Annotated in this window: 26 protein-coding genes and 1 tRNA gene; 3 read left to right on the top strand and 24 right to left on the bottom strand. The window is 27.4% G+C overall.

Annotated features, from left to right (window positions below):
- Positions 1-65 precede the first annotated feature (65 nt).
- The 22 genes from BLP75_RS10345 to BLP75_RS10240 all read right to left on the bottom strand — a co-directional run bounded on the left by BLP75_RS10345 (position 66) and on the right by BLP75_RS10240 (position 23,802).
- Positions 66-773: a hypothetical protein gene (locus BLP75_RS10345; protein ID WP_092725854.1), complete on the bottom strand. Its 708-nt coding sequence runs from the start codon at positions 771-773 to the stop codon at positions 66-68.
- A gap of 47 nt (positions 774-820) precedes the next feature.
- Positions 821-1,150 carry a hypothetical protein gene (locus BLP75_RS10340; RefSeq protein WP_092725852.1) on the bottom strand — a complete coding sequence of 110 codons (330 nt, stop codon included), beginning with the start codon at positions 1,148-1,150 and terminating at the stop codon, positions 821-823.
- Between the two features lie 253 nt (positions 1,151-1,403).
- Positions 1,404-2,237, bottom strand: a complete 834-nt coding sequence (locus BLP75_RS10335) for a DUF2750 domain-containing protein (RefSeq protein ID WP_170139068.1) — start codon at positions 2,235-2,237, stop codon at positions 1,404-1,406.
- A gap of 193 nt (positions 2,238-2,430) precedes the next feature.
- Positions 2,431-3,252 carry a YwqG family protein gene (locus tag BLP75_RS10330; RefSeq protein ID WP_092725848.1) on the bottom strand — a complete coding sequence of 274 codons (822 nt, stop codon included), beginning with the start codon at positions 3,250-3,252 and terminating at the stop codon, positions 2,431-2,433.
- A gap of 25 nt (positions 3,253-3,277) precedes the next feature.
- On the bottom strand, positions 3,278-3,790 hold the full coding sequence (locus tag BLP75_RS10325; protein WP_092725846.1) for a YcxB family protein: 513 nt from the start codon (positions 3,788-3,790) through the stop codon (positions 3,278-3,280).
- A gap of 317 nt (positions 3,791-4,107) precedes the next feature.
- Positions 4,108-4,773 carry a hypothetical protein gene (locus BLP75_RS10320; RefSeq protein ID WP_092725844.1) on the bottom strand — a complete coding sequence of 222 codons (666 nt, stop codon included), beginning with the start codon at positions 4,771-4,773 and terminating at the stop codon, positions 4,108-4,110.
- A gap of 317 nt (positions 4,774-5,090) precedes the next feature.
- Entirely contained in the window at positions 5,091-5,447 is a 357-nt protein-coding gene (locus BLP75_RS10315) for a hypothetical protein (protein WP_092725842.1), read from the bottom strand.
- A 79-nt stretch (positions 5,448-5,526) separates the two neighbouring features.
- The gene (locus BLP75_RS10310; RefSeq protein WP_092725841.1) at positions 5,527-6,423 is read right to left on the bottom strand and encodes a hypothetical protein; all 897 of its coding nucleotides are present in this window, start codon (positions 6,421-6,423) and stop codon (positions 5,527-5,529) included.
- A 276-nt stretch (positions 6,424-6,699) separates the two neighbouring features.
- Positions 6,700-7,092 carry a DUF4279 domain-containing protein gene (locus BLP75_RS10305; RefSeq protein ID WP_092725839.1) on the bottom strand — a complete coding sequence of 131 codons (393 nt, stop codon included), beginning with the start codon at positions 7,090-7,092 and terminating at the stop codon, positions 6,700-6,702.
- Between the two features lie 311 nt (positions 7,093-7,403).
- Positions 7,404-7,479: transfer RNA gene (locus BLP75_RS10300), tRNA-Met, on the bottom strand.
- 182 nt (positions 7,480-7,661) lie between these two features.
- On the bottom strand, positions 7,662-7,862 hold the full coding sequence (locus BLP75_RS10295; RefSeq protein ID WP_021124347.1) for a cold-shock protein: 201 nt from the start codon (positions 7,860-7,862) through the stop codon (positions 7,662-7,664).
- 240 nt (positions 7,863-8,102) lie between these two features.
- A complete protein-coding gene (locus BLP75_RS10290) occupies positions 8,103-8,309 on the bottom strand; it encodes a hypothetical protein (RefSeq protein WP_092725837.1) in 207 nt (68 codons plus the stop codon).
- A 488-nt stretch (positions 8,310-8,797) separates the two neighbouring features.
- A complete protein-coding gene (locus BLP75_RS10285; protein ID WP_092725835.1) occupies positions 8,798-9,304 on the bottom strand; it encodes an Rpn family recombination-promoting nuclease/putative transposase in 507 nt (168 codons plus the stop codon).
- Between the two features lie 678 nt (positions 9,305-9,982).
- Entirely contained in the window at positions 9,983-10,360 is a 378-nt protein-coding gene (locus tag BLP75_RS10280) for a hypothetical protein (protein WP_092725833.1), read from the bottom strand.
- 290 nt (positions 10,361-10,650) lie between these two features.
- Entirely contained in the window at positions 10,651-11,220 is a 570-nt protein-coding gene (locus BLP75_RS10275) for a hypothetical protein (protein ID WP_092725831.1), read from the bottom strand.
- A gap of 59 nt (positions 11,221-11,279) precedes the next feature.
- Complete coding sequence (locus BLP75_RS18570; RefSeq protein WP_482211627.1) at positions 11,280-12,338, bottom strand: RHS repeat domain-containing protein; 1,059 nt, start codon at positions 12,336-12,338, stop codon at positions 11,280-11,282.
- Between the two features lie 1,129 nt (positions 12,339-13,467).
- The gene (locus BLP75_RS10265) at positions 13,468-14,319 is read right to left on the bottom strand and encodes a leucine-rich repeat domain-containing protein (protein ID WP_092725828.1); all 852 of its coding nucleotides are present in this window, start codon (positions 14,317-14,319) and stop codon (positions 13,468-13,470) included.
- A 178-nt stretch (positions 14,320-14,497) separates the two neighbouring features.
- Entirely contained in the window at positions 14,498-14,725 is a 228-nt protein-coding gene (locus BLP75_RS10260) for a hypothetical protein (RefSeq protein WP_092725827.1), read from the bottom strand.
- A 27-nt stretch (positions 14,726-14,752) separates the two neighbouring features.
- A complete protein-coding gene (locus tag BLP75_RS10255; RefSeq protein ID WP_092725825.1) occupies positions 14,753-14,983 on the bottom strand; it encodes a hypothetical protein in 231 nt (76 codons plus the stop codon).
- 27 nt (positions 14,984-15,010) lie between these two features.
- Entirely contained in the window at positions 15,011-20,929 is a 5,919-nt protein-coding gene (locus tag BLP75_RS10250) for a DNRLRE domain-containing protein (protein ID WP_092725824.1), read from the bottom strand.
- 319 nt (positions 20,930-21,248) lie between these two features.
- Complete coding sequence (locus BLP75_RS10245) at positions 21,249-23,378, bottom strand: immune inhibitor A domain-containing protein (RefSeq protein WP_092725822.1); 2,130 nt, start codon at positions 23,376-23,378, stop codon at positions 21,249-21,251.
- Positions 23,379-23,553: 175 nt separating this feature from the next.
- Positions 23,554-23,802 carry a Mor transcription activator family protein gene (locus BLP75_RS10240; RefSeq protein WP_092725821.1) on the bottom strand — a complete coding sequence of 83 codons (249 nt, stop codon included), beginning with the start codon at positions 23,800-23,802 and terminating at the stop codon, positions 23,554-23,556.
- Between the two features lie 269 nt (positions 23,803-24,071).
- Here BLP75_RS10240 and BLP75_RS10235 point away from each other — a divergent pair, with 269 nt between their 5' ends.
- The 3 genes from BLP75_RS10235 (at position 24,072) to BLP75_RS10225 (ending at position 24,737) form a co-directional block, all read left to right on the top strand.
- Complete coding sequence (locus BLP75_RS10235; RefSeq protein ID WP_092725820.1) at positions 24,072-24,293, top strand: DUF1659 domain-containing protein; 222 nt, start codon at positions 24,072-24,074, stop codon at positions 24,291-24,293.
- Positions 24,294-24,356: 63 nt separating this feature from the next.
- Entirely contained in the window at positions 24,357-24,581 is a 225-nt protein-coding gene (locus BLP75_RS10230) for a DUF2922 domain-containing protein (protein ID WP_092725818.1), read from the top strand.
- 9 nt (positions 24,582-24,590) lie between these two features.
- Positions 24,591-24,737 (top strand): YvrJ family protein, encoded by a 147-nt coding sequence (locus BLP75_RS10225; protein ID WP_092725817.1) that lies wholly within the window; start codon positions 24,591-24,593, stop codon positions 24,735-24,737.
- A 73-nt stretch (positions 24,738-24,810) separates the two neighbouring features.
- Here BLP75_RS10225 and BLP75_RS10220 read toward each other — a convergent pair whose 3' ends face one another.
- Complete coding sequence (locus tag BLP75_RS10220; RefSeq protein WP_092725816.1) at positions 24,811-26,115, bottom strand: replicative DNA helicase; 1,305 nt, start codon at positions 26,113-26,115, stop codon at positions 24,811-24,813.
- Between the two features lie 129 nt (positions 26,116-26,244).
- Positions 26,245-26,997, bottom strand: a complete 753-nt coding sequence (locus tag BLP75_RS10215; protein ID WP_092725814.1) for a conserved phage C-terminal domain-containing protein — start codon at positions 26,995-26,997, stop codon at positions 26,245-26,247.
- Positions 26,998-27,000: the final 3 nt, after the last annotated feature.

Here is a 27,000-nt window from a genome sequence, read left to right as displayed (position 1 = left end):
TAATTCTTTAGCTAATTTATCTAAATACCCTACAAATAAAATAGATATAATAACTTACTATAAAACTATAAATTTAAAAATTCATTCCAACTTTTTTTGAAAGTTATACCGATTTCTTTAAATGAAATTCTACTTTCTCTTAATCCTTGTCTATCATTAGTTCCTATTAATTTTATTTCATCTTTGATTAATATAATTCGTTCTGTTCTTTGATTAATTTTTTTATTAAAAATTATTTTTAATAACTCTCCTTGTTTTAAAGACATATCATAATACTCTATCCATGATTTTATTGCTATATCAATATCCATAAGTTGTCTTTCTAATAAAAATCCACCATTATTGTACATATCTTTAAATGAGTCTATTGTATAAAATTCGTTATCTACTACCCAAAAAGCTGTAGTTATCAGAGGTAATGTATCTCCATCTATATCGTCTAATAAATATTGCAATGCTTCTTCTTCACTTATATTTATTATTTCTTTAGGCGCTCCTTCAAAGTATTTTCTAAATTGTCTACAATTATCTATTGAATTTAATCTATCACTATTATCATTTCGAAAAGCTCCTACACAAATTTCAGGATGGAATGTTATAGTTCCTCTACTTCCTTCACTGTCTTGAACACTATAATTCATTCCATCCCATGAATGTTCATTTGATATCTCTGGATAATGAGCTACCATAATTGCATGAGCAATTGTCGCTAACATACACCCTTTCCATAGCTGCTCTCTTTTCCAATTTATTTTTTGTATCTTATCATTCATTATAATTAATCCTCTACTTATTCTACTTTAATTAATTTACTTAAATATTAATAAAATATATTAATCATACTTACGTCTTTTTTAATATAATTACAACCTTCTGTTGTTTCAGATGCAATTATTTCATTCACAGGATCTCCATATGATATCCACTTATCTGAAATACTTCGAAGAAATTCTTCATGCTGATTTTTATTAAAACTTTTATCAAGTTTAATTAATACTTCTACGATATGAATTCCTTCAACCTTCCAATATGGTTCAATTTTTTTATATTCTTTACTTATTATACTATTTTGAATTTCACTAATAATATGTTCAAATATCAACTTTGCTTCATGTTGATTCTTTGAATATTCAAATACTCTAAATAACATTAATTCACCGCCCTATTTATATCTAATGTTTCTAACAAGCTGATTCTAATGTTTTTACATTCAGTGAAAAAACATGTTCGCCAAGAATTATATATTTTGATCTACTAAAAAATTGATAGATTTAATAGTGTCTTTTCCATAAAATAATACAATTGCAATTGCTATAAAAAACATAATGGCTATTGAATCATATATTGTTTTTTGAATTAAAATTTAATTATACTCATTCATACTCCTGTCCCCTTCTATTTTATTAATATTCTTCTAACGAGAGTATTAAAGTACCTTGGAGAAAATCTGCATCTACTATTACAGCTTCTTCGTTTACCCAAAATACTGCTGGTTTAATATTATCCTTTTCCATTTCAGGTACCCATTTATTTAAGAACTCATATAAATCTATCCTTTTAGCTGTATATGTTTCCCAGTCTCCCTTAGCACATATATCTGCATACTGCTTATCAGGCCAAAGTGGTATAGTCACGCCTTCATCACCTTCTATTGTAGCCCATCCATCGTCATAAAGGCCCCATAGCTCTTCATAGTAAGCTACTGTTGTATTAAAATAACGATATTTATCAGACTCTGACATTTGTAGAACATCTTTATAAGTTATTCCATACTTAGGTGGATATAGCATATAATCATAATTATAGTTCCACTCAGCCATTTCATATTTAGCCATTATAGCTTCTTCCAAACCACCAGGTGATATTTCATCTACATAATGTAATAAATATCCCTCTTCTCTAGTTGCTTTTCTTATTACATCCCATTTGTAGTTTACTACATGATATTTACTATCTACCCCCATTTTAAACATAGGTATATTCAAGTCTTCTGGAATTTGAGCATTACCTACTATCTTCCAATCCCCATCTCTAAATGAATAATTAAAACTTCTTGTTAAAAGCATTTTGGGGCTTTTTATTACTTCTTCTATAGATTTATTTTCATCACCTAATATATCATATATTAGATATAGGTTATATTCTTTATCTATTACCTGTCCATATGAGTACAATCCTTCTTTTATCTCTATTGTAAAAATATCTCCATCTTTAGGTCTTTTTCTTCTTTTTATCACTTTTGATTTCTCCTTTATATAGCGAATATTCAAATGGACTAATTCTTATTTTTTGTGTAATCAAAATTTACTGATACATAAAAAAATATTACTGAAATTATCAAGTTCAGTAATATTTTTTATAAAAATCTATTCTGATAAATTATTATATATTTTAATTAGTAATATGTAAAAATTATTTACACTGAAATCCTTAATAACAATCCCAGTTAAATAATACGTTACTAAAATCTTTATTTTTCAGATCTTCACTGTTTATAAAGAAATTACAAATACCGCAGTCTCCCCATACAATACCTTCATCTTCTTCAGTATCTATTTGAAGTAAAAGTGTATCAAATCTCCTTAAAGACTTTTCACCTTCTCTTGGATCTTGCTGAGCAAAGAATGGATATCCACCTAGTTTATGTTGAGTGCAGCCATCTTTTTGTTCATCGTCATCATCATATATTTCATCCATAACTTCGTCATCTATAGTATTTATAAATGATTTATTACATTCATTATTGAATAGTTTATCAAAATTATAATCTTGAATAGTAATACCTTCTTTGGCAATCTCAAATTCTAATTTATATTCATCTTGAATTGGAAATTCTTCATCTTCATTCCATGATTCGAAGTCATCTATTTTTTTAATAACATCATCTTCTTTTATCGATAAATCTATATTTTCATAATAAATAACCCTAAAATTATCTTGTTTAGTTTGATTATCAAGATCCATATTATATATATCATTTACATAAAATTGTAAGATTCCTTCATTAGGAAAAATATTATTATCTGGCAAATCTTCAAAATTTATTTGAGATAATAATCTCAATTGTTGTCCATCTTCATTTACTGGTAATCCACTACACTTTGGCAAATAAGGAACTCCTCCAAATTTACTGTCATATAGAGATGTATTTTCCTTAATTGCACTAATATGTAATACTTCTTTCAATGTATTCTCTTTTACAATGTTGAGAATTTCTTTTACTTGTTCTACAGTAGGTGATTGATTCTTCACTTTTTAATTGCTCCTCTTTTTTTCATTATTTATTGAAATTATCTATTTTACTAACTTGTTTTATAAAATCTGCTTTTAAATCACCCTCTAAATATCTAGTTGGTACAATATAAGCTGTCAATAAACTTGTGTATATAACTATTATGTCATCATATATTTTTACATCTTTTATAGCACTTTTTAATACTCTTTCTGTGGAAGATTTATTAAATATAGTTATCGACTCCTCATCAATAATAATTCTCTTACTTCCAAATAGTTCTGTGCTATCGCCTTCTTTTATCACATTTTCAATTTCTCTTTTGGTTAAAAGTTTATTAGCCTTAGGATAAATTACAAGCCATATAAACGCTTCAATTGTAGTAGCTATAATAATGTCTTCAACACTAGTTTGCATCATCATATTAATACATAAAAAACCTATTGGCATTCCATATTTATTTAACTTTATATCTCTCTTATGATATGGTGAATTACTAAGGTTATATAATTCAAATTTAATATAATCCTCTTTTGTTACTTCAAAATTAATTTCCATTTAATCTCCTAATCTACCTAAAATTATTTTTTGATTATTAAAAATAATTTTATATTTATTTTTATAATTTTACCATATTTTTAATTATATTCTAATATTTTTTACATTTTTCTACATTATTATTTTGTTCTTTAATAAAAAAAAGTTCTAAGATTGAAAACCCTAGAACTTTTTATACTATATTCTATTAATTCACCATTAAAAGTTACGATTGAGTTAATATTTCTCTTTCAGCTTTTTCAAACTCCTCTAAAGCTATAGGATCATTATTATCAAAAGACTTTCTTGTCCATAAACTTGGTATATTTTTTCTAATACTATTGGCCAATAAACTTAATAATGTAGTTGCTTCCTAAGTTAATAACATCGTAGTGTTTTTCTTCATTAACTAATGGTATCCACTCGGTAAGTATATTTAGATAGTCAATATAGATCACTAATTTATCTTTGGGTAAATCTATTTTATTAATAAAGTTCACTTCTAATTCATCCCAATCTTCTTTGATTAAATAGTTGATATAATCATGTACTTCCTTAGAATCATCATTAAATCCAATACTATTATTTTCAATTATTTTTAAAGCTTCACTAGTATTTTCTATATATAATCTAATACCACTATTGGCAACCCATAATGCTTTTAAATCTTTATTAGTAGCATAATTTATTAAATACATATCATCTTTTAATTCATACCCTAGCATTTTCCATATTTCTGCCATTTCCTCTATTGAGATTATAACATTTAAATATTTTTCATTTAACTTTATGTTATCTGTAGGAATCCACAAAATTATATTTCCTAATCTTTTTATAATTGTAGGTGTTGTAATATTTGTTCCATAATTTAGCTTTAGCTCTAAATATCCATTTACAGATGTTACTAGATTATCTACATATCCACTGTACAAAATTTGTTCTTTATAGTATAAGTTACATTTTTGTTCATACATTTCTCCATATAACTCTATTTTAATTTTCATATTTCATCCATCCTTTAATCTTTCCGATTTATAGTAGCCTATATCTATTGATAGTAGTCTACCCCATGTATCATAAGTATAAGGTGCAACTTCATTTGTAGAACGATCTATTAATTGTATTATATCTCCTTTGAAATTTCTTACTTCGTAGTATTAATATAAGCCTAACAAATTCTATGATATGTTAGGCTTATATCTTTAATTCTTTATACTATTTATTTAACTTTCCATTTATCTTCATTACTAAATGTTTCAAAATCATATTTTGCTACATAATCAAATTCTTCATTATTTTTCATTTCATTATTGTAATGTAATTACTCTTTAGTGATTGTATTTTTTATATTCATATATTCATCATAGGCTTCATCTATTTTGTTTTTGCATATATTTTTCCATTTAGATACTAAAAGCTTTCGTAGCTCTACATCATTAAGTTCTGGTTCCATTTCTCCCCCAAAACCTATACAATCATCAAATTGTTCTACTAAGCCATTTATACCCACATAAGCTATTTCATTTTGCGCATTAGTATAGCTAAAAAACTTACATTCATTTTCAAAACAATGGCTTCCTGGATTGTTAAGCCCATTTAAACAGTATGTTGGTTTAATATCACCTTTTGAAACTTCACAATCGCAATATACTTCCAATAATAAGTGTTTAATTTCCATATAACTTCCCTTTTCTAATTAAAATTTTTTTATTAATACGTTAAACCATTCTTCAAACAAATAGTTTATTTCATTTTTATCAGTTACATTTACAATTGTTCTTTATCCATTTTGAGTTTTGAATATTGTAATATTTTATATCATCATTAAATAAGAAATATACAGGAAATTTTAAACTTAATCCACCTGATTGTTCCCAACAAGATAAAAACCATTCAAGTATAATTTTTTTCTCAAGTGCTTCTAATATTTCATAATTTTTTTCATAAAAATTAAAAAATAAATCTTCTTGTGATTCTTCAATCTGATAATATTCTAGCTCTTTAAAAATTTCCTTACTTTCATAAAAAAGACTATCCTTATCATACTCATTAAATACCTTATCCACTTCACTATTCATTGAATATACCATTAAATTCAAATCCCAAGACTGTATGGATGCACAAAATTTTAACAATCCAACCTCTGGATAAAGTTTATATGAACATATATCTCTCAATTCACTTATTAAATTTTTCGTATAATTAGCAAGTTTCTTTCTTATTTCATTTTCATAATTTTCAATATTATAAATGCTTATTAAATCAATCTCTTTTTTTCTTTTATAAAATAGATATACATCTTCTCGCTCTTGTTCTAATAATCCATTGTAATGTTCTACTGAAAAAACTAATTCATGATATCCCCAAATAGCTGATAGACTTATTTCATCACTAATCCCAAAATATCTATGATGCCAGGTATTAGGCATCTTATGGTCTACTACCTCAAATAATTCAGCACAATACCAGCTAGCCATATCATAATCATCATATATTAAATAATCTAAACCTTCTTCATAAAGGCTTATTCCGTATACGTTATATATTTTATCTAGTGTAATTTGCTGATGATCAGTTTTCATATCTGTGCCATATTTTCTAATACTTCTTGGGGTGAATGTATAACCATTTGTACTTGTACATTTTATTTTCATTGCCGAACACTATCTCCTATATTTTAAATTTAAAGTCATCTAAACTTTTCATATTTGTATTAATTAAAACCTTAATATTTTTAATTCCTTTCAATATAGTGCAGTAAAACTAGATGTATGGAGACTCTATGCATTCTACAAATAAACCTAATTCCCTAATCTTTTTTAGTGCATTTTCAGGATTGTTTTTGTTTCCAAAGTACATATAATAATCATACCCAAAATGAATAAAGCATGAGTCTCCATTAATCTTACACCAAAGTTTATCCCTTAGTACTAATTTATATAATAATCTACGTGGATTTCAGCTCCTATATAATTAGCAAATTCAATAATTGGAGACTCAAATATCATAGCAGGTCCTCTGTTATCTTCAATCTTAATAACAATCATAAATAAATATTCAACGTCAATCTGTGTCCTTAACTTTTTTAGTATTTCTTTTTTTTCTGAAATAGTTTTAAGCATCAAATTAATCTGCTGTGATATATCAAATGATTCATAATATCCAGTTTCTATACTCCAACAAGTTTCCTTTCTAGTTGTATATCTTCCCTTATCTCCTTTGATATAAGAGTCTGTTGGCTCTAAATTTAATATTTGAGTAACTACATCAGGATTAAAATAATCACCTACAATATTAAATTCAACATTTACATTTGTCTTCATTAATTCTCTCCTTCTATTTATATATTACAACTTCATCTGAAAAACTATAGATTAATGATATTATATATAGTTTGAAATTTTTTATCTTATAGTATTAATATAAGCCTAACAAATTCTATGATATGTTAGGCTTAGCATATATTTTTATTTTATCTTCTTGATCCTTTAGTGACGTATTATCTACTTGCATTAATGTGGTTAAAAGAAACCAATCTAAGTGATTTCTTTCTTCATGTATCCTTAAATTTTATTATTTATATAAAAAAAGTTCTTATATCTTTAGATATAAGAACTTTTTTTATATAAATAATTGGTTGCGGAGGCAGGACTCGAACCTGCGACCTTTGGGTTATGAGCCCAACGAGCTGCCAACTGCTCCACTCCGCGATATTATTTGCTACATCTATTACTATATCAGTTATATGATATTATGTCAAATTTAATTTATGTTACTTTGTAAAATACGTTGATATTACTTACATACACAAGTTTTACATAGATTTTCAAGTATCATAATTTACTTGTAATAAAAAGACACTAAAAAGTGTCTTTTTATGAATCCATCTATATTATAATATAGTTATGTTTTCTGCTTGAGGTCCTCTAGCACCTTTAACTATATTAAAGCTTACTTTTTGACCTTCTTCTAATGATTTGAATCCATCAGTTTGTATTGCTGAGAAATGTGCAAATACATCTTCTCCACCATCTACTGTTATAAAACCAAATCCTTTTTCATTGTTGAACCATTTTACTATTCCGTTATTCATTTATATACTCCTAATTAACCTATTCAAGATTTAATCTTGATTTAATTTTGTATTGCTACAAATATTATTATATAACACTTTTCAATAAATAGATACAATTTTAATTCATATACTAAATTTACCTAAGATGGGTTAATCAAGAATTACTTAATATATATGATCGGAAAGTAAAATTCTACCTCCCCTATTGGAGCTATAGTCCCCCTAAACTATAGCTTTTTTATTTGCATTAAAGCTTAATTATTGTTGTTGCATTATTATCTTATGAGTTTTATTTATATGATTAATCATTTCTTCCATACTTGAATCACTAACCTTACACTTGTATACAACATTTTCTTTGTATCCAGATAAACTATCTTCATATAACTTAACAATAAATAAATCTTCTTCCATAGACAATTGCAATCCCATTTTACTTGTAATATCAATTTGTTTTATTATCATGTAAATATATTCATCCCTTCTTACTCATTGAAATAACTCAATGCCCCTTATTTTATAACTATATTTATCTTAAACTACGGCTTTTTATTTACTTAAGTCTTATATACCCTTGATCACTACTTTTATAACTAATTATCTCATTTTTTAATTTAAATTCTACTCATAAATTTATATAAATATTTTTATTTTCAACTGTTAATTTCTAAATATTTCCATGGACTTTACTGTTACTCTTGCACTCACTTTTATATGTATCATAGTCATTACCTTTTCTATAAACTGTATCTTCTACAGAACCTGTAAAGTTATCTACTGCTTCAAGGATAGTTTGTAGTGCTCCAACTCCTACAATTCCAGTATTATAATTTTTAATTCCTTTCAGTATAGTTAAATAAAACTATATATCGTATCAAAAAACATATTTAGGCAGCCACCATATTCGATGACTGCCTAAATGTATTTTTTATAATTTTATATCAATAGCTATACTACTTCAAATTAGTTATTTCATCTTCAGATAATCCTGTCTTTAATGCTATAGTTTCTAAATCTAACACATCTAGCAATGATTTTGCTATTTCTATAGCTTTATTTTTTTCACCTTTTTCAATTCCCTTTTCAATACCTTTTCTCTCAGCCTCATTTAAAGCACTTACTTTATCTTTTAAAGTTTTAGCTCTCATTTCATAAATTTGGCGTTGAGTATCATCATTACTCATTTTAATAAGTTCATCTTTTGCTTGCCTAATTTCTTCTATATTCATTTCTAAACTTCTAACTCTTTCACTTTCTGGGTCTCTTAAAAACTCAACCCAGTTGACAAGCATGTCCTTTTCGTCACTTCCTTCTTCTAATTTAGGAATTTCTATGAAATGAATTAAATATTGAGGCTTTAGAGTTGCATTTAAAAATGATATTAGTATTTTAGGGTTCTTTTCATTTCCAAATATATTTTTAAACACAAAATCCATCTTAGGATCTAATAATCCTCTCATCTCATCACATCCTTTATTTAACTGTATTATGATTATATCATAATATATATATTCTAAGAATAATTCTACATGATCAAATCTATTTATTATTTATATTACTCTTCCGTTTAAATATGAATACTTAGTAATGTATGGTATTAATCCTATACTTATTGTGTTACTCGATAATCTTCCTATTTTGTCATAATTATAATTTACATTGCCATTTAAATCGTATTGATAACTTTCATCAAATTCTTCTTTGTATAATTGTAGTCCATCAAAGTATGCTGAATTTACATTGTAGTTATATTACTATTAAATTTACCAGTTTTGCATGAAAAAAAGACTGTAGGTAAGTTTATTTTTACACAAACCTATCTACAGTCAAGATTTTGTTGTAGTATAAATACTTTTTTCAAAGTCTTTATACTCTCCTAAATTTTTTTTATTATGTTTTATTTAAAATTACAATAATTTAGTTTTTGACTAAAATTTACAGATACTATAATTAAATAATATTGTCATACTTAAATTATTAAGGCAAGGTTGTGAATTATTGTAAGTATTTAGTATAATTTTATATTGAACTTTGTTCATTTTTCCTTAAAATCATCTTACTCAATAATTTTTTCTTTAAATATACATTGTAATTTTATAAATAATTCTTGAAACTAAATTCAAGATTATATAAGGGTATTAGTTAGAATCATCTTGTCCCCATAATACATAAAATCCACCTTTATGTTTTTTAGCATCAACGCTAATTTCGTATTTACCATTTTTTTTAGGTGTAAATTCAAATGATGATGTCTCAATATTATTTTTATTAAAACATGTTTCTCCATTTTCATCTTTAATTGATAAATTTAAATTACCTTTTTCTGAAACAACATCAAATTTGACAACTTGATCTTTATCTACATTAATTGTTTTTGAATCTGAGCCATTAAAAAGCTTGTATTCACTATACCAATAATCATCGTCTGATTCAGTTACATACATAAGTTGCATATCACAGCCTAACATAAATATAGTACAAATTGTCATTAAAAATATTACTAAATATTTTTTCATATATTTTATCCTCCACTTTATGTCTAGTCCAAAGTATTATAAGTCCCTTGCTATGGCTAGTTTTACACCTAGACTATATATAATTTATGTAGTCTATAATTTACCTCTTTAATACAGACACTATATTTAGAGTTATTTTGTCACTTTTTACTTTCCTCAATATATTGATATTACTTTAATAATTAAGTTTTAAAATTAATATTATTTCATTAGTAATAAAAAATATATGTATATCTCTAGGTATTAATAAAATTTATAATAATAAAACTTACATATCATATACTGTATTTTTAGAAATTGTAGAATATACTACGAGTCTCACTAAAATCTATATCTATAAAAATTGTACACATTATTGCTATTTCCTTATCAAAATCTTCATCTAAGAACAACTTGTACTTGCCATCCTCATATGGCATAAATTTATCTCTAATTATGTGTGCTACTTGTTTTCCATTACAATCAATAAATATGTTTCTTCCATCATCATGTATTTTATATTTATCATTATTTATTTCACCAACAGCATTTGCAGTATTTACTTTTCCACCTTGCCACTTTAAGTATCCTTGTCTAACTTCATCTTTATAAAAAATATATGGACACATTGCGAACAAAAACGAACCTATAATTGGAATATTAATTAGGATGCGTTGTAACCAACCTTCTTGTTTAATAAAACATATTTTATTTTCATATTTGTCATATAAATATATTTTTGTCATTCCTTCAATAATAGGTCTCATTCTACTTCTTTTAGCTGTATATATAAGTTCTTCATCTGAGTATATCTTAAATTCATGCTTCCGTGTTTCAAGCTTATATTTTTTTAACTGCTTTTTTTCTATAACTAGCTCCATTAATGTAATCCTTTCTTATTTTAATATTAAGTTAAGTTAGCATTTTTATAATATATATTTTATTTTATTCCATATGTAGCCTCAAAGCCTGCACCATAATGACTACCCCAGGTAAGTTTCTTCCCTTTCTTCCTACCATATGTAGCTCCTAGACTGCCTAAAGTTAAAGTACCTCCTATTGTAACAGTTTTCCCTATTTTTTTAAGGCGAAAACTTTTAGATACACTAATTTCAGCTAAAGATACTCTCCCATATAATGATTGTTCTTTTGTATACAGAGATGTTCCTGCCGTGATACTAGGACCTTTAATACTCCAATTTTTCGTACCTACTTTGACTAATCCAGCTTCAAATCCGCCTCCTATTCCATATCCATATTTATCTTTTTTTGATTTTCCATTTGCTATTTCACGTATACTCTTTGGAAGGTTAATCGTTAGCTTATTAACATTCTTATAAAATCCTTGTGCTATGACTTTACTTTTGAATCCAGTTGGGTCTTCACGATTTACTGGATTATTGTTGCAATATGCAAACATATTGTGAGATAACAGTTCTCCTGTTTCTCCAACTATACCATCTGCATTTAGAAATCTTCCCCACTCTGGGTTGTAGTATCTACTTTGCAAGTAATAAAACTCTGTTTCATTATCGTATCTATACCCTCTATATCTATATGGGTTCTTTACTCCTAAACTATCTTTTAACTTTCCATCTATTGATAATAGCCTACCCCATGTATCATAAGTATAAGATACAACTTCATCACCTGAACTATCTATTAGAGATATTATATCTCCTTGAGCATTTCTTACGTAGTAATATTCTACTCCATTTAACTCTATACTTACAAGCTTATTTTCACTATCATAAGTGTAATAGATTTTATCTGTTCCATTAGTTTCAAATGTTACATTACCATCTACTACATGGTACTTTGTTGTAACTCCATTTACTGTCTTTTCTGTTCTTATTCCATCATCATCATATTTATATTCTATGTCATATAGACTTTTTCCGCTTCTAGATATCTTTGATAGCTGTCTTCCTTCTTCCCATTCAAATTCCCATTGTTCATAAAGTGGATTTTCTCCATCTTTATCTACGTTACCATCTATATCTAGAATTTCACCATCAGTATTAGTAACCCATTTCTCCCAAGCTATTGGATTACCTATTTCATCAATTCCTATACTTCTTGTATTAAATCCTGTAAATTTATCTTTCCAATTATTATCAATTGGTTTAGATGTAGATATTACTGTAGGAGTTGTAGATTCGCCTTTATACAGCTCTCTTTTTAGTAAGTTTCCTCCACCATCATAGTAATACTTTATAGTTTTTTCAAGTGCTCCACTACTATTTCTGTGTTCTTCTTTTTTAAGTTCATTTAATTCATTGTAGTAATATTTTATTGTTTTTGAGTTTTCAGTTATAGTTTCTATATTACCGTTTTTATCATATGTGTAGGAAATTTTCTTTCCTCCATTTTCAATAGATGATATCTTGTTTGTTGTTGACCCATCTATTCCATTTACATATGAATACTTAGTGCTATATGGTATTAGCCCTGTACTTATTGTGTTACTTGATACTCTTCCTATTTTGTCATAGTTATAATTTACATTTTTATTTTTAGGTGTTGTAACACTTGTTGGTCTATCATCTTTGTCATATGCGTAACTTGTTACATATGTGTTGTTGTTTACTTTTTCTGTAACTTTGTTGTGATTGCTATTTGCATCGTAGTTGTATAATATTTCATTTCCATTAGATTCTTTTATTTTTACTAACCTATCTGATAAATCATATATGTATCTGTAGTTTACTTTATTTACTAAGTCCTCATGATATCCTAAGTTTCCACTTGCATCATATGAATATTTATGTCTCTCTTGAGTTACATTTGATGCATTTGTATACTTTTCAGATATTACTCTGTCTTCATTATCGTATACAGAACTTACTTTTTGGTTGTTTCCATATTTTGATTCTAGAAGTTTACTACTTCTTGCTTCGTAAGTATTAGTTATTAAGTTTTGATTTCCAACTGCTACTGTTGTGTTATTTCCTAATGAATCGTAACCAAAATTATAGTTAAATTCATTTATGTACTTTGAGGTCTATACTGATAATATGCTAATTTTTTTCAAACAAAAACCCACTACAATACTTGCAGTGGATTTCTTTACCTCATTTATAAAATATATTATTTATGTTTCTTATGATTTAAATTTAAAGTTGATGTTACCAATACTTTTCATCATTTAATTCTTTAAATGTATGAGAGTAATGCTTTTTATTAGAAAATCCTGAATATTCAAGTCCTATACATGGTGATAAATCTCCATCAACTATATTAGTATCTGTAAAGCTAAATGTATCTAACTTTGGTAAATCTTTTATAAATTTTATATTTTGAATTTCCCCACAATTTATAAAAGCAATTAGTTCTATTTCCTTTAAACGAGATACATAATTATGATTTTTAATTTTTTTGCAGCAATCAAAACTTAGCAATTTAAGTGTTTTAGATACTTTTTCAATCGCTTCAATACTTTCCAATTTAGGTGCCCTATAAATTTCAAGTTCCTTTAATTTAGTGAATTTTTCTATTCCATTTAAGGATATTATCTGAGTTTGAAATATTTGTAAATCTTCTAAATTTGATACTTGGTGAAGTTCTTCAAGATTCTTACTTTTAGGTTTATACTTTGATATTAAAAGCGTCTTTAACTTCTTACATTCATTTAATCCTTTAAGATATTTAGCATCATTTATATTAAAATACTCTAAGTTTTTAATTAGAGAAATATTAAGTTCTACAGTCGGCTCATCAACATATAAACTTTTAAGATTTCTTAAGTTATATAGGGGCGAAAAGTCACTAATTCTATTAGCAATTATATGTACACCTTCTACATTCTTGCATTTTTCTAGGAAATTAATCTCATTTGAAAAATAATATAATTCGCTTATCATTAATTTTTTTATATTATTTTTATTTATATAATCAACATATTCATTTGTTCTATCTTGCTCTATTACTATCATATTTTCATGTTCAAAAAATCTGAATCCATCTATAAATTTATCCATTTTTTATTTTCTCCTAATTCTATTTAAGAAATTACAAATACTATTTATCCTTAATAATTGTTTTGTATGACAATATTTTATCCCATTTAGTGTTTTTTCGGTTCTTCTTTCATCATTCTTATAATTAAATATAAAACAAAGTCCAATAAGTAACTTAACCTATTGAACTTTATTAATATTATTTATTATCTTTTATATCTTTAATAGCCAATTGAAGAGCAGAAATAATTTGCTGTGCTTCATCAACACCAAACCATAATTCAGCACTTCCATTATCTATTTGTGAAACCTTTAATCCAATTTTATTGTTATTAAAAGTTTTAGTTTCAACTACCCCTTGATTTTCCTCATCAAATTCAGTTTTATCTATATTAATATTTATAATAATTTTAACTTTATTGTTCATCTAAGAAATCTCACTTTCCATTTAATTTTAATGATTTTTATCTTTAATCTCTTTAATAGCAATTTCAAGTGACGAAATAATTTTTAGAGCTTCATCAACATCAAACCATAATTGAGGATCTCCATTATATTTTTCTGAAATACATAATCCTATTTCAGCATTATCAAATGAATTTACTATAATTACCCCTTCATTTCTCTCGCTGAATTTAGTATCAGCTATATTAATAGTCGCAATATTTTTAAGTTCATTATTCATTAAAAAACTCTCACTTTCTCTTTAGAATTAAAAATTAGGTATTTTAGCACCTGGCATAAAACGAGTATGGGCATATCCTGGCCCATCAACATGGTAATGTGGACCTTTGTGATATTTGGGTGCAGTAGTGTCGTATGGATGTTGCTCATGTGTTACGGTTACGCCATTAGGCAGCGTCCACTTTGTTTTATTCCTGCCCTTAGTCTTCGGTCCATCTTTAACCTTTTGCCCTTGTTTCCCTAAAATTTTGTCTAACTCTTTAGGATTTTTAGGGAATGTTTTTGTTTTACTTTTTTGTTTTGTTTTTAACTCTGATGAATAAACTTTTATTTTAGACCTATAACTTGTATATGATTTCTTTATCCTATTTTGTGTATATAATAAAGATCCAGCTATCATAGTTTCAAGTAACGCAATTCCAGTTACCAATGGATTACGACGTCGGATTCCAGTTGCAGATTCCCCACCTGTGTCTTCATTGTTTACTGGGTCATTTGAACAGTATGCAAACATATTGTGAGATAATAATTCTCCAGTTTCTCCAACTAAACTATCTGCATTTAGAAATCTTCCCCACTCAGGGTTGTAGTATCTACTTTGTAAGTAATAAAACTCTGTTTCGTTATCGTATCTATATCCTCTATATCTATATGGGTTCTTTACTCCTAAGCTATCTTTTAACTTTCCATCTATTGATAATAGTCTACCCCATGTATCATAAGTATAAGATACAACTTCATCACCTGAACTATCTATTAGAGATATTATATCTCCTTGAGCATTTCTTACGTAGTAATATTCTACTCCATTTAACTCTATACTTACAAGCTTATTTTCACTATCATAAGTGTAATAGATTTTATCTGTTCCATTAGTTTCAAATGTTACATTACCATCTACTACATGGTACTTTGTTGTAACTCCATTTACTGTCTTTTCTGTTCTTATTCCATCAGAGTTATATTTATATGCTATATCATATAGACTTTTTCCACTTCTAGATATCTTTGATAGCTGTCTTCCTTCTTCCCATTCAAATTCCCATTGTTCATAAAGTGGATTTTCTCCATCTTTATCTACATTACCATCTATATCTAAAATTTCACCATCAGTATTAGTAACCCATTTCTCCCATGATATTGGATTCCCTATTTCATCAATTCCTATACTTCTTGTATTAAATCCTGTAAATTTATCTTTCCAGTTATCATCAATTTGTGTAGAAGTAGATGTTACTGCAGGAGTTGTAGATTCTCCTTTATACAACTCTCTTTTTAGTAAGTTTCCTCCACCATCATAATAATACTTTATAGTTTTTTCAAGTGATCCGCCACTATCTCTTACTTCTTCTTTTATAAGTTCATTTAGTTCATTGTAGTAATATTTTGTTGTTTTTGAGTTTTCAGTTATAGTTTCTATATTACCATTTTTATCATATGTGTAGGAAATTTTCTTTCCTCCATTTTCAATAGATGATATCTTGTTTGTTGTAGATCCATCTATTCCATTTAAATATGAATACTTAGTAGTGTATGGTATTAGTCCTGTACTTATTGTGTTATTTGATAATCTTCCTATTTTGTCATAGTTATAATTTATATTTTTATTTTTAGGTGTTGTAACACTTGTTGGTCTATCGTCTTTGTCATATGCGTAACTTGTTACATATGTGTTGTTGTTTACTTTTTCTGTGACTTTGTTATGATTGCTATTTGCATCGTAGTTGTATAATATTTCATTTCCATTAGATTCTTTTATTTTTACTAACCTATCTGATAAATCATATATGTATCTGTAGTTTACTTTATTTACTAAGTCCTCATGATATCCTAAGTTTCCACTTGCATCATATGAGTATTTATGTGTCTCTTGAGTTACATTTGATGCATTTGTGTACTTTTCAGATATTACTCTGTCTTCATTATCGTATACAGAACTTACTTTTTGGTTGTTTCCATATTTTGATTCTAGAAGTTTTCCACTTCTTGCTTCGTAAGTATTAGTTATTAAGTTTTGATTTCCAACTGATACTGTTGTGTTGTTTCCTAATGAATCGTAACCAAAACCATAGTTAAATCCATTGTGTGTTATAGTTTTTAGTTTATCATTTTCATATGAATAACTATTAGTTATTGTAGCTCCATCTGCAACTTTTGATGTGCTTTGAAGTCTATCCATATTATCATATGAGTATGATGTAGCTTTTCCATTTGCATCTGATACGCTATTTAGATTTCCTTTTGTTTCATCATAATTATATGTTACTACGTTACCTTCAGAGTCTTTAAGACTTTTTATGTAGTTTCCATTTGCAGTGTAAGTTGATGATGAGTTTATAAATAAGCTAGAATCTCCAACTTTTGATGTTAATGGATTTCCGTAACTATCATATGTAAATGAATATACTACATTTTCAGATGATGTTGCATCTAACATATTATGTTTTGAATCATAATTGTACTTAAAACTATTTCCTTTAGGATCTACAGACTTAATTAAATCATTATTTGTATTATATGCAAATTGTGAGTTTTGCTTATCTAAGTCTTTTGTAGATACTACATTACCATTTGAATCGTATTGATAACTCTCATCAAATTCCTCTTTGTATAATTGTAGTCCATCAAAATATGCTGAATTTGCATTGTTGTAATATAGTGCATAAATTTTAATACTTTTATAATCACCATCAGCTACAACTACCTTTGATGTATATTGCCATTCATTTGAATCTTCGTTAAATCGACCTCCGATCCATTGATATGTTCCATCTGTTTTTTCAATACCAAGGTCAATTGCATAGTTTCGATCTGGTACTCCTTCTCCTTTTGACCAGCCTCCGAATACTATTGCATCACCTTTTTTTCCTGATATATTTACTGTTTGAGCTATATACTTACTTTTATCTGCTTCTCCACTTATTTTAAATACATTACTACCTAGTGATGCAGGTTGACCTGTAGCTGTTGTTCTAAAATCAGAACTATTACAAGCACTATTAGTTTGCCAAAAATATGTTTCGTACTCAAAGTTTGCATTTTCTACTAAGTTGTATCTGTTTGCTGTATTTCCATCTTCTAACTGTAGATTATCAAAATATGCTGTTCCTGTTTCTCTATCAACACCTGCTTTAACCGTCGCTGAATTAGACATTGCATCTGAAGGTAATGTAAATGTTGTTTCATATCTTTCCCAATCTTTTGTTCCATTTATATAATCAGAGTATACACTTTGCCATGTTCCATCCGATTTTTGATATGTAACAATTAGGGCGGCACCTTTTTTATTTCCAGTTGAAATATTATTGGTTTTTATATATCCAGAAAGTGTATAAGTTTTTCCTTTTTCTAATGAAACACTTTGATAGTAACCCTGATCTCCTAGCGCATTAGTTTTTTCAACTTTTAAAGATTGATTTCCTATGTTCTTATTTTCAGTTGTAAAACTTATGTTAGCAGTTGAGTTACCATAGTTAAACTCACTCCAATATCCATTTTGTTCAAAATTATGATTCTTTAAATAGTTTGAAATAGTTTTTTGTAATTTTGATTGGCTATTAAGTTTATTTTTATTTCCGCCACTTTCAAAATATTTATAATACTGAGCACTTCCATCGTTGTCTTTTATATTTATTGTGTTTCCTTGATTATTAAATTGATATACATTTTTTCTACCTTTATAATCAGTAAATGTTGTTGTATTATAACCATAAGATACACCAATCTCTTCTCCAAGTGTCCCATTTGTATGAGATTCTTGTGCTTTTTGTACTCGATATGGAGAAGTTTGATAATATGTATATGTTATTTTATATCCATCAAAATTTGTTGCACTTGTTAAATTATTATTTGAATCATAAGTGTACGTAGTATATTTAGAATCAGGATAAGTTATTTTTGTAAGTCTATTTGATGCATCATAAGTAAAAGTTGTTGTTCTATTACTTGGATCTACTATAGTTGTAAGTCTTCCATTAGCATCTAGATTTAAATTTACAACTCTTCCTGCTCCATCTGTTATTTTATTTAAGTTTGGTCCATCATAACTTAATGTTATTTTGTTACTGTTATTATCTTCTATGTACAATAAAGTTCCATATTGATTAAATACTAATTGATTTCCACCTTTATCTTTTAGCTTAAATCTTCCATTTGTAACAGATGGATCTATTGTCAAGGTTAAATCTAATCCAGATTCATCTTTGTATGTGTTTGTTGTACTATATTCTAAATAATGTTTGGTTCCATCTTCATCTATATAAACGTAATACTGGGTACCTCCAATAGTTTCAGAAACTATCCGCTGGTTAAAATTAGTTCTCCACCCAAGCCCATACCCTACACTTGAACTTCTATCATTACTATTGAATACATGATTTATGGAAATTGGCATTCTATTTCCATTCATCTCTAAATCATCATGAACTAGGACAAAGTTTCCATTATAGTCATTAATGTATCCCGTTCCAGCTCTTCCTATATCTTGCGAATGATATGTCCAGTAATCTTCTAGACCAGAATTATTTATATAATCTATTGTAACTTGTGGCCTAAATTCTGCTTCGTCTGATGATTGATCTGATGAAAAATACTCTGTATATCCTGTAGTTTCATTATTGTTTTTTATCATCAATCCATAGTTATTTCCACTTGAATACCATTCTTTTACTATACCTGTTATATTCCACGTTAAAAATTTGCCTGCTTCACCTTGAGCGATTGCATAATCTTCAATTTTAGATCCATATGCAGGTTTATTATTCCATGTTATACCATAAGAATTCCAATCAGATAAAACTTTATGTACATTTACTTGTGCTGATGTTGAATTATTTGAGTATAATGACAAATCTAGATTAGCATTTGTTATTAGATCCCCTGTTTTTAATTCAGGTAAATCAAATGACATATAACTTCTATTTATACCTGAAAGTGACCCTTTTCCAGTTTTCAACATAACGCTATTGCTAAAATTATCTGTGCCATAACTTTGAGATACATGAGCGTCATGTATTTTAGTTCTTTCTATAGGTGTGCTTACTGATGGGTCAATAGTTATTGGGTAAACTCTATCAGTACTATCCATCCACTCCTTATTTGGAACTAATTCTAATATAAATTCATTTTTATTTTCTTTAATATTTAATTGGATATCATTGCTTATTTCACTTTTTGCATCATACATAAATGGTGCATCCATCATGAATACTTGTTTACTTGTATCTTGAGCATCATAAAAAATTATGGTTTTATCTTCTTGTAATTTAGGAATTAAATTTTTAAGTTTTAGATTAAATCTGAATACTGGGTCATTCAATTTTTCTTTTATAATTATACTTTCTTTTATGTCTCTAGATATAAGGTCATATCTAAAATCTACATTTTCATATACATCTTTAAATTTAACAGATGAACCAATCTTAGGTACAATCTTTTTCTTTTCTTCTTTTGATAATGAATCCGAATAGTCATTATCATTTCCAATAATTTCAGCCTTAGAATCAGATGCATTATCTATATTCCATGATAGTTCATAGCTATCTTTTTTTATTTTTACGGTTTTCTTTGCTTTTGTATTATTAGCTATTTTTATCTTATACTCGTTTTGCTTATTTTCTAATACATTTTGATTTTCTTCATTATCAAGTTTCTGGACTAGAGAGTTGTCAATGTCTTTCCATTCATCATTCTCTTTATAATGAACTGCATTTGGATAAATAGCAGCTTCATATGATTTGTCTTCTTTCAAGAAATATTTTACATTTTCTTCTCTTTCTTCTTTTATTTCTCCAATTATCTTAGGTTCTTCATTTTCATCTAACGCATCTTCTTTTTTAAATATAGAAAATATGTTAGGTATCTCTTGTGCAAAGATTTCCATAGGGCATGATGTTGCAAATATGGAAATAATTAAGATAATAGATATTATTTTTTGATACTTTTTCAAATTACTTCTCCTTTTTAATAGTACATCTATTTTATTTGTATATACCTATATCTATATCTACTCACCACCTTTAAATGATATAGAATACACAGATTTATAATTTTATCATCTTTTTTATTTTATTAAAATACATTTTTTTACATTTTTCTACATTTTTTTACATCGAATTTATGAAAACCAATGTCTTTTATTATTTTTTCTCATTAAAATTTATGTAATCATATCATCACACTAAAAAATCCGCTACACTTCATGTCGCCAACGACATCATCACACTAAAAAAACGCCCAACACTATTTAAAGTGCTAGGCGCTCATATTTATTTTTTATGAGAATTATTTGTCTTTAAATTAACCTGATAAGTGAAATCTACAGGATTTTTATCATCTGTAGGAGCTGCATAAGATGTAATCATATAGTTATTTCCATCATGGAATAACTGTCTTAATGATAATGCATCCTTTTGAGTTACATTGAATGGATCCACTGTAATAACCTTATAATTTGTTTTCTTTCCATTTTTGTTTCCAACTTCTCTTTCATTAATAAATGTTACTGTGTAATTTACATATTCACCAGCTAATTCTTTAAATGATTTAAAACCATCTATAGAACTTCCATCTTTAATATATCCAATTTCAGGTATTTCAATATTATCTATATACCATCCAGCTTCGTTATTTCCCCAGTCTGTTAAATAACGGAATGAAACTAATATTTTTTGACCAGCATATGCACTTAAATCAAATGTTTCCTTTTTCCATCCATCATAAGTTCCTGTAAATCCTGGAAGGTTTTCTTTTATTTTTGGATGTCCTTCTTGCACTGCATCGCTACGTGTATTTTCATTAGCTAGACTTACCCAAGTTTTACCGTTATCTGTAGAAACTTGAACAACTCCAAAATCCCATTGCTCTTCTATATTAATAAGGTTATCAAATTTTAAAGTCGCTTTGTCTTTATTAGTAAGATCTGCTTCAAATATCAAACCATTATCTGCTTCATCACCTGTATTACCCCAAAGTACTTTATTATTTGGATCTTTAGGATCAGCTACTGATTTCCATGGACTTGATAAGAAGTCTACACCATCAAAAGATATACTACTAATTTTATCTTTAAAATCTAATTTCTTAAAGTCTCCACCCCAAGCTGGAACCCCTGTTTTTTCAAACTGTGCAGCTTTTTCATAGTTTACTGTCATACCACGTTTTGTACCTTGTTTATCTACAGCAATATCTCTAAGATTGATACTATCAAACTTATAATCCTTATTTCCTCCTCTGTCACTATCTAAAGCTAGTGCAGTTATAAAGTTTTGATAAAGCTGAGTAAAAGTAAGGTTTATTCCATGATCTTTTAATACTTCATTAATACTATTGATTCCGTGATTTTTATTTAATGCTAAATCTTTAATAAAGTCTTTACCAAATTTATCATTCATATATAAAGTAAATAAATATACCTGACCATAATCGGCAATAGTTTCTGGACCTGTTGATGTTACTTTATGTTCATCCCAATTAACAAGTGAATTTTCTGGATGATCTAAATAGAAGTTGATAGAACCATCATCATGCCCATATCCTCCAAGATATTCAGAGAAAGTAGACATACCTTCATTAATCCATGTTTCTTCAGCAGCATCATTGTCTGCATGAATCAAATGTTGAAGTTCATGGATAGTTGTTCCATAGAATGTAGATTCTAAACGAGTATCCCAATCTCTTGTATCTATTGTTATGATATTTCTATCCATGTATTTTTCAAGTGTTTGCCAGTAAAAACCTGCTACAAAGAATGGATAATTTGGATCATTATAATTATCATCTATAATATTATCTACTAGCATTATAACTTTTTCACTACCCTCATAATAACCTTTAGGAATGCCTTCAACCTTTCCAGCTATAGGAGATTTTGAACCATCATGTTTGTCTGGAGTTCCAAAAAATTCAGTATCTTTTGGATAAATATTTTTATCAAACTCATCACGAAGTTTGTCTACTTGACTTTGTGTAATTACAGGATCTGGACGAGAATCACCTTCTGGGAAAGATACATCATTTGCTACCCAAATTTCAACATTCTCTCCAACACTACGAAGAGTAAATTCTTTGAAGTTTAATTTTCTATTTAAAAATAGCTTTGTTCCTCCATCGTATGTAAAGGAATCATTATTAGTAGAATCTTTTGATGACTGGTTTTCATTAAAATTAAATTGTGCTGCGTTTGCTTTGATATCCTTGTCTGCTTGCTTTAGAAATGATGAATCCTTAGATAATTGCTCTAGTTGACTATCTACATCAATACGATCTCCGTATTTCTCCACATTCCACTGTGGTGTAGTTTGTGCATTTGCCTCTATAGGCCTTGCAGACCATGAAGCCAACATAGAAAATGACAATGCCCCTGCTGTTACAGTTGATAACAGTTTTTTGTTTTTCATAAACTTCCCCCTCTTATTTATTCAATTTTCAAACTAATTGTATTTCAATAGTAGCATAAGAAGGTTTGAAAATGAATAATTTTCCATTTGCAAATTTGTGCTAAATACGCTATTTTCCATGTTATTTCGAGCCATTACCTTCTTTTTCATACATTAATTAGTGTCAATACACCAATTATCCCTTAACAATTTTGTTTACATAATTAACACTAATACCATATTCTCTAGCTAGGACATCAGCATTACACCCATTAAATTTATTAATAATTTCCCTATTTCTACTTTCCCTAATAGCACTTTTATATGTAGGAATATATAAATTGTTCCCCCCATAAAGCTTAGTAATCTCTAAAAACTTTTCCTCTCCAACAATATTAAATAAATTACTTACATTAATACTTAAATCATCTAATTTAACCTTCATATAAATCCCCTCCTATTTATTAATCTCACTAATATAATACAGCTTTAAGCAAAAAGTCGCTTCACTCCTATCGCCAACGCCTAAAAAACAGGTCCGTTGCTCAAATATATCAACTTGTATTCTGAAGATGTTGTGAAAAACTATTTTTAAAATTTTTTACTCTAAAAAACATTGCCAATATACTTTATAACTACATTTTCATCCCACTAAGTACTATATAGATATAAGCTAAACAAGCTTAAAAAACAAAACAAAGGGAGGAATGAATTATGGCAATAGCTACAAAAAATCCATCAGGATTAAAATTAAAATTTCAAATTGGTCAAGATGAACTAACAGGAAAGATAAAGACTAAAACTAAGACTTTATCAAACGTAAAACCAAGTGCATCTAATGATGCTGTTCATGAAGTAGGTGAACTATTAGCATCACTTCAAGATCATACTTTGCTAGAGGTAGCAAAAATAGATAATACAACATTATCTGCATAAAATTTCATGGCGCCAACGACTTTGCCTGTTGCTTTAAAAATTTAAATTTATGGAGGTTTAATTATGGAAATTAAGAAAAAATTAGTAATGACTTTTAAAACTGTTTTAGGTAAAAAGGTATCTATATCTGTGGATAATCCTAAAGAAGGTTTAACTGAAGGTGAAATAAAAGCTGCTATGGATAATATACTATCTAAAAATATATTTACATCAAATGGTGATGATTTTGCCGCTTGTGTTGATGCTAAAGTAGTTGAAACTGGCACTGAAAACTACGATTTAGCTTAAGGTTAAATTATGGATAGTAATTTTCAAACTCTAATAGCTAATATAGGCTTTCCAATTGCTCTATCTATGTATTTACTAGTTAGAATAGAAGGAAAACTATCTAGCTTAACTGATAGTATAAATGAATTATCCAAAAACATATTAAATATAAAATAGCTAATGATTTCGACCGTTGCTATAAAGGAGAATTCTCATAATTGAGATATTCTCCTTTTTTAATCATATCCCCCTAATATTCAATATATTGAAAATGTAGTCTAGATCCTTTATAACAGTAATGCCTAAATCCAATCTCCCCATCTCTACATTTTGCAACTATTAAATCAACTAATTTAATTCCCTTTTTCTTAGCATTTAGCACACTTCTTTTATCTCTTTTAATATCATCACATGCTTCATCAAATTCAGATAAAACTGGTTCGTGTATATAAATAACGTTATTGCTATCATGAAATATAGCCTTACTATCTCTCATAGGTCTTTCACCCCAAGGTCTAAAATCTTTCATTTCATCATTTAATTGACTTAGCTGAATAACAGGTATATCAAAGTCTAAGGTAATATTTTTAAGTTCCCTAGATAAAGTAGCTACTTCTCTTTCCCTATTTTGCAAACTACTTTCAACACTCATAAGCTGAACATAATCAACTATAACTAAGTCAGGATTTAATACTCGTATCCTTTTTCTAAGTTCACTAATAGTACTTATTTTGTCATTTATATATATCAAGTTTCTTTGACTAAAATCACCCATGACTTTTATAATACTTTTCCAACTATCTTCGTCTAAATCCTTATTTTTCATATTCTTTGTGCTAATACCTGTTCTTTTTGTGAGATTTCTCATAAAGACTTGCTGACTTGTCATTTCCCTACTTACAAACAAAACTTTCTTTTTTTGTTCCATACAGTTTAACATGATTTGAAGGGCTAGAGCTGTTTTACCAACACCACTACGAGCTGCAATAGTAGTTAATTCCCCGTTGAAAAGTCCCCCAATAACATCATCTAAAAATTTAACCCCAAATCTCATACCGATTTCTTCATCACTTTCTAAGAAATTCAATAAACCTTCACATATATCACAAATACTATCGTTGTATTTTACTTTCTCTTTGTTTAATATTTTTTGCATCCTATTTTCAAAATTATAAATAACAGAATTTATCTCATCTCCATCACCTAAACTTTGAAATAAGCTTGTACAATTTTTTATAATCTCTCTTCTTAAATATTTATCTTTTAAAATTTCAATATGAGTATCAATAGCAAAACTTTGGCTCATTACCGCTAAGTTGCTCAAATAACTTATATTTACTTCTAAATTATTTTCACTTAACTTAGTTGAAATAGTCTGAATATCCAAACTCATATTTGATTTGTATAAATCAAGCATAATACTAAAAATCTCTTTGTTATAATCAAAAGTAAATAAATCTCTACTTAATTCTTCAAGCTTATATCCTAAAGATTCATCTACTATAAAAGTGCCCAATATAGATTGTTCTATATTAACAGCATCAAAATTTTTCATACCAATACACCTCAATTTATAATTTGGTGGTAAGGTGTAAATTATAAATTTCGCTAAGGTTATCTATAACTTAATTATAGTTTCATTTGAGTTTATTTCGCAATATATTTTTACAATTTTTTCTAACTATTAGTAATCAAACTTAATGTCCCAAATCTCACAATCATTGCTATCATCCACTTTATTAGTATTAATTTCATTTAAATATCCTTCAAATTTATTGCTAAATAAAGTTTCAGGTCTTAGATATTTTGCCATATCACTATACAACCATTGGCTGCATTTAATATCTATAACTTTATAAAAATCATCTAAAACAAAACCTTCGTTAATTCTAGCATCAACCACACTTTTAGTTTTTTTAGTAGTGCTTTTAAAATTCTTGCTGCTTTTTTCATTTAGGTAATCGATTATAGACGCGTATATATTATTTTTATTTAAATCTCTTTTTAAGTTCTCTTTTTTTAAGTTCATCAAATCACTATTCATGTCACTACACATATCTTTTACATTAGTATTAGTATATGTATTGATATCACTAGATTTTTCTATATCCTTACCTTTACTTAAATCAGTTTCAAAATCTTTCACCACATACTCATATACAGAATTATTTCTAGATAAATTTCCCTTAATGATATTTTTTATTATCCCTATATTTTCAAATTCTTTTATGAGATTGTAAGCTTTTCTTTTAGATAAATTAAGCTCCCTTTGTACTTCACTTATAGTCAAACTAAACTGACCATCGGGCAAATCTTTAATCAATCTATTTATATTTTCTTTTCTCATAATATAATGATTAAACCTTATTTTATCAAGATCTTTTAACACATCAAATTTCAAAACTTTGCTATTCATTTTATTAAAACAATATGCCATATT

The organism is Romboutsia lituseburensis DSM 797 (genome assembly GCF_900103615.1).
Taxonomy (GTDB): Bacteria; Bacillota; Clostridia; order Peptostreptococcales; family Peptostreptococcaceae; genus Romboutsia_F; species Romboutsia_F lituseburensis.
Note: the sequence above shows the minus strand (reverse complement) of the source record. Positions and strands in the feature narration are given on the sequence as shown.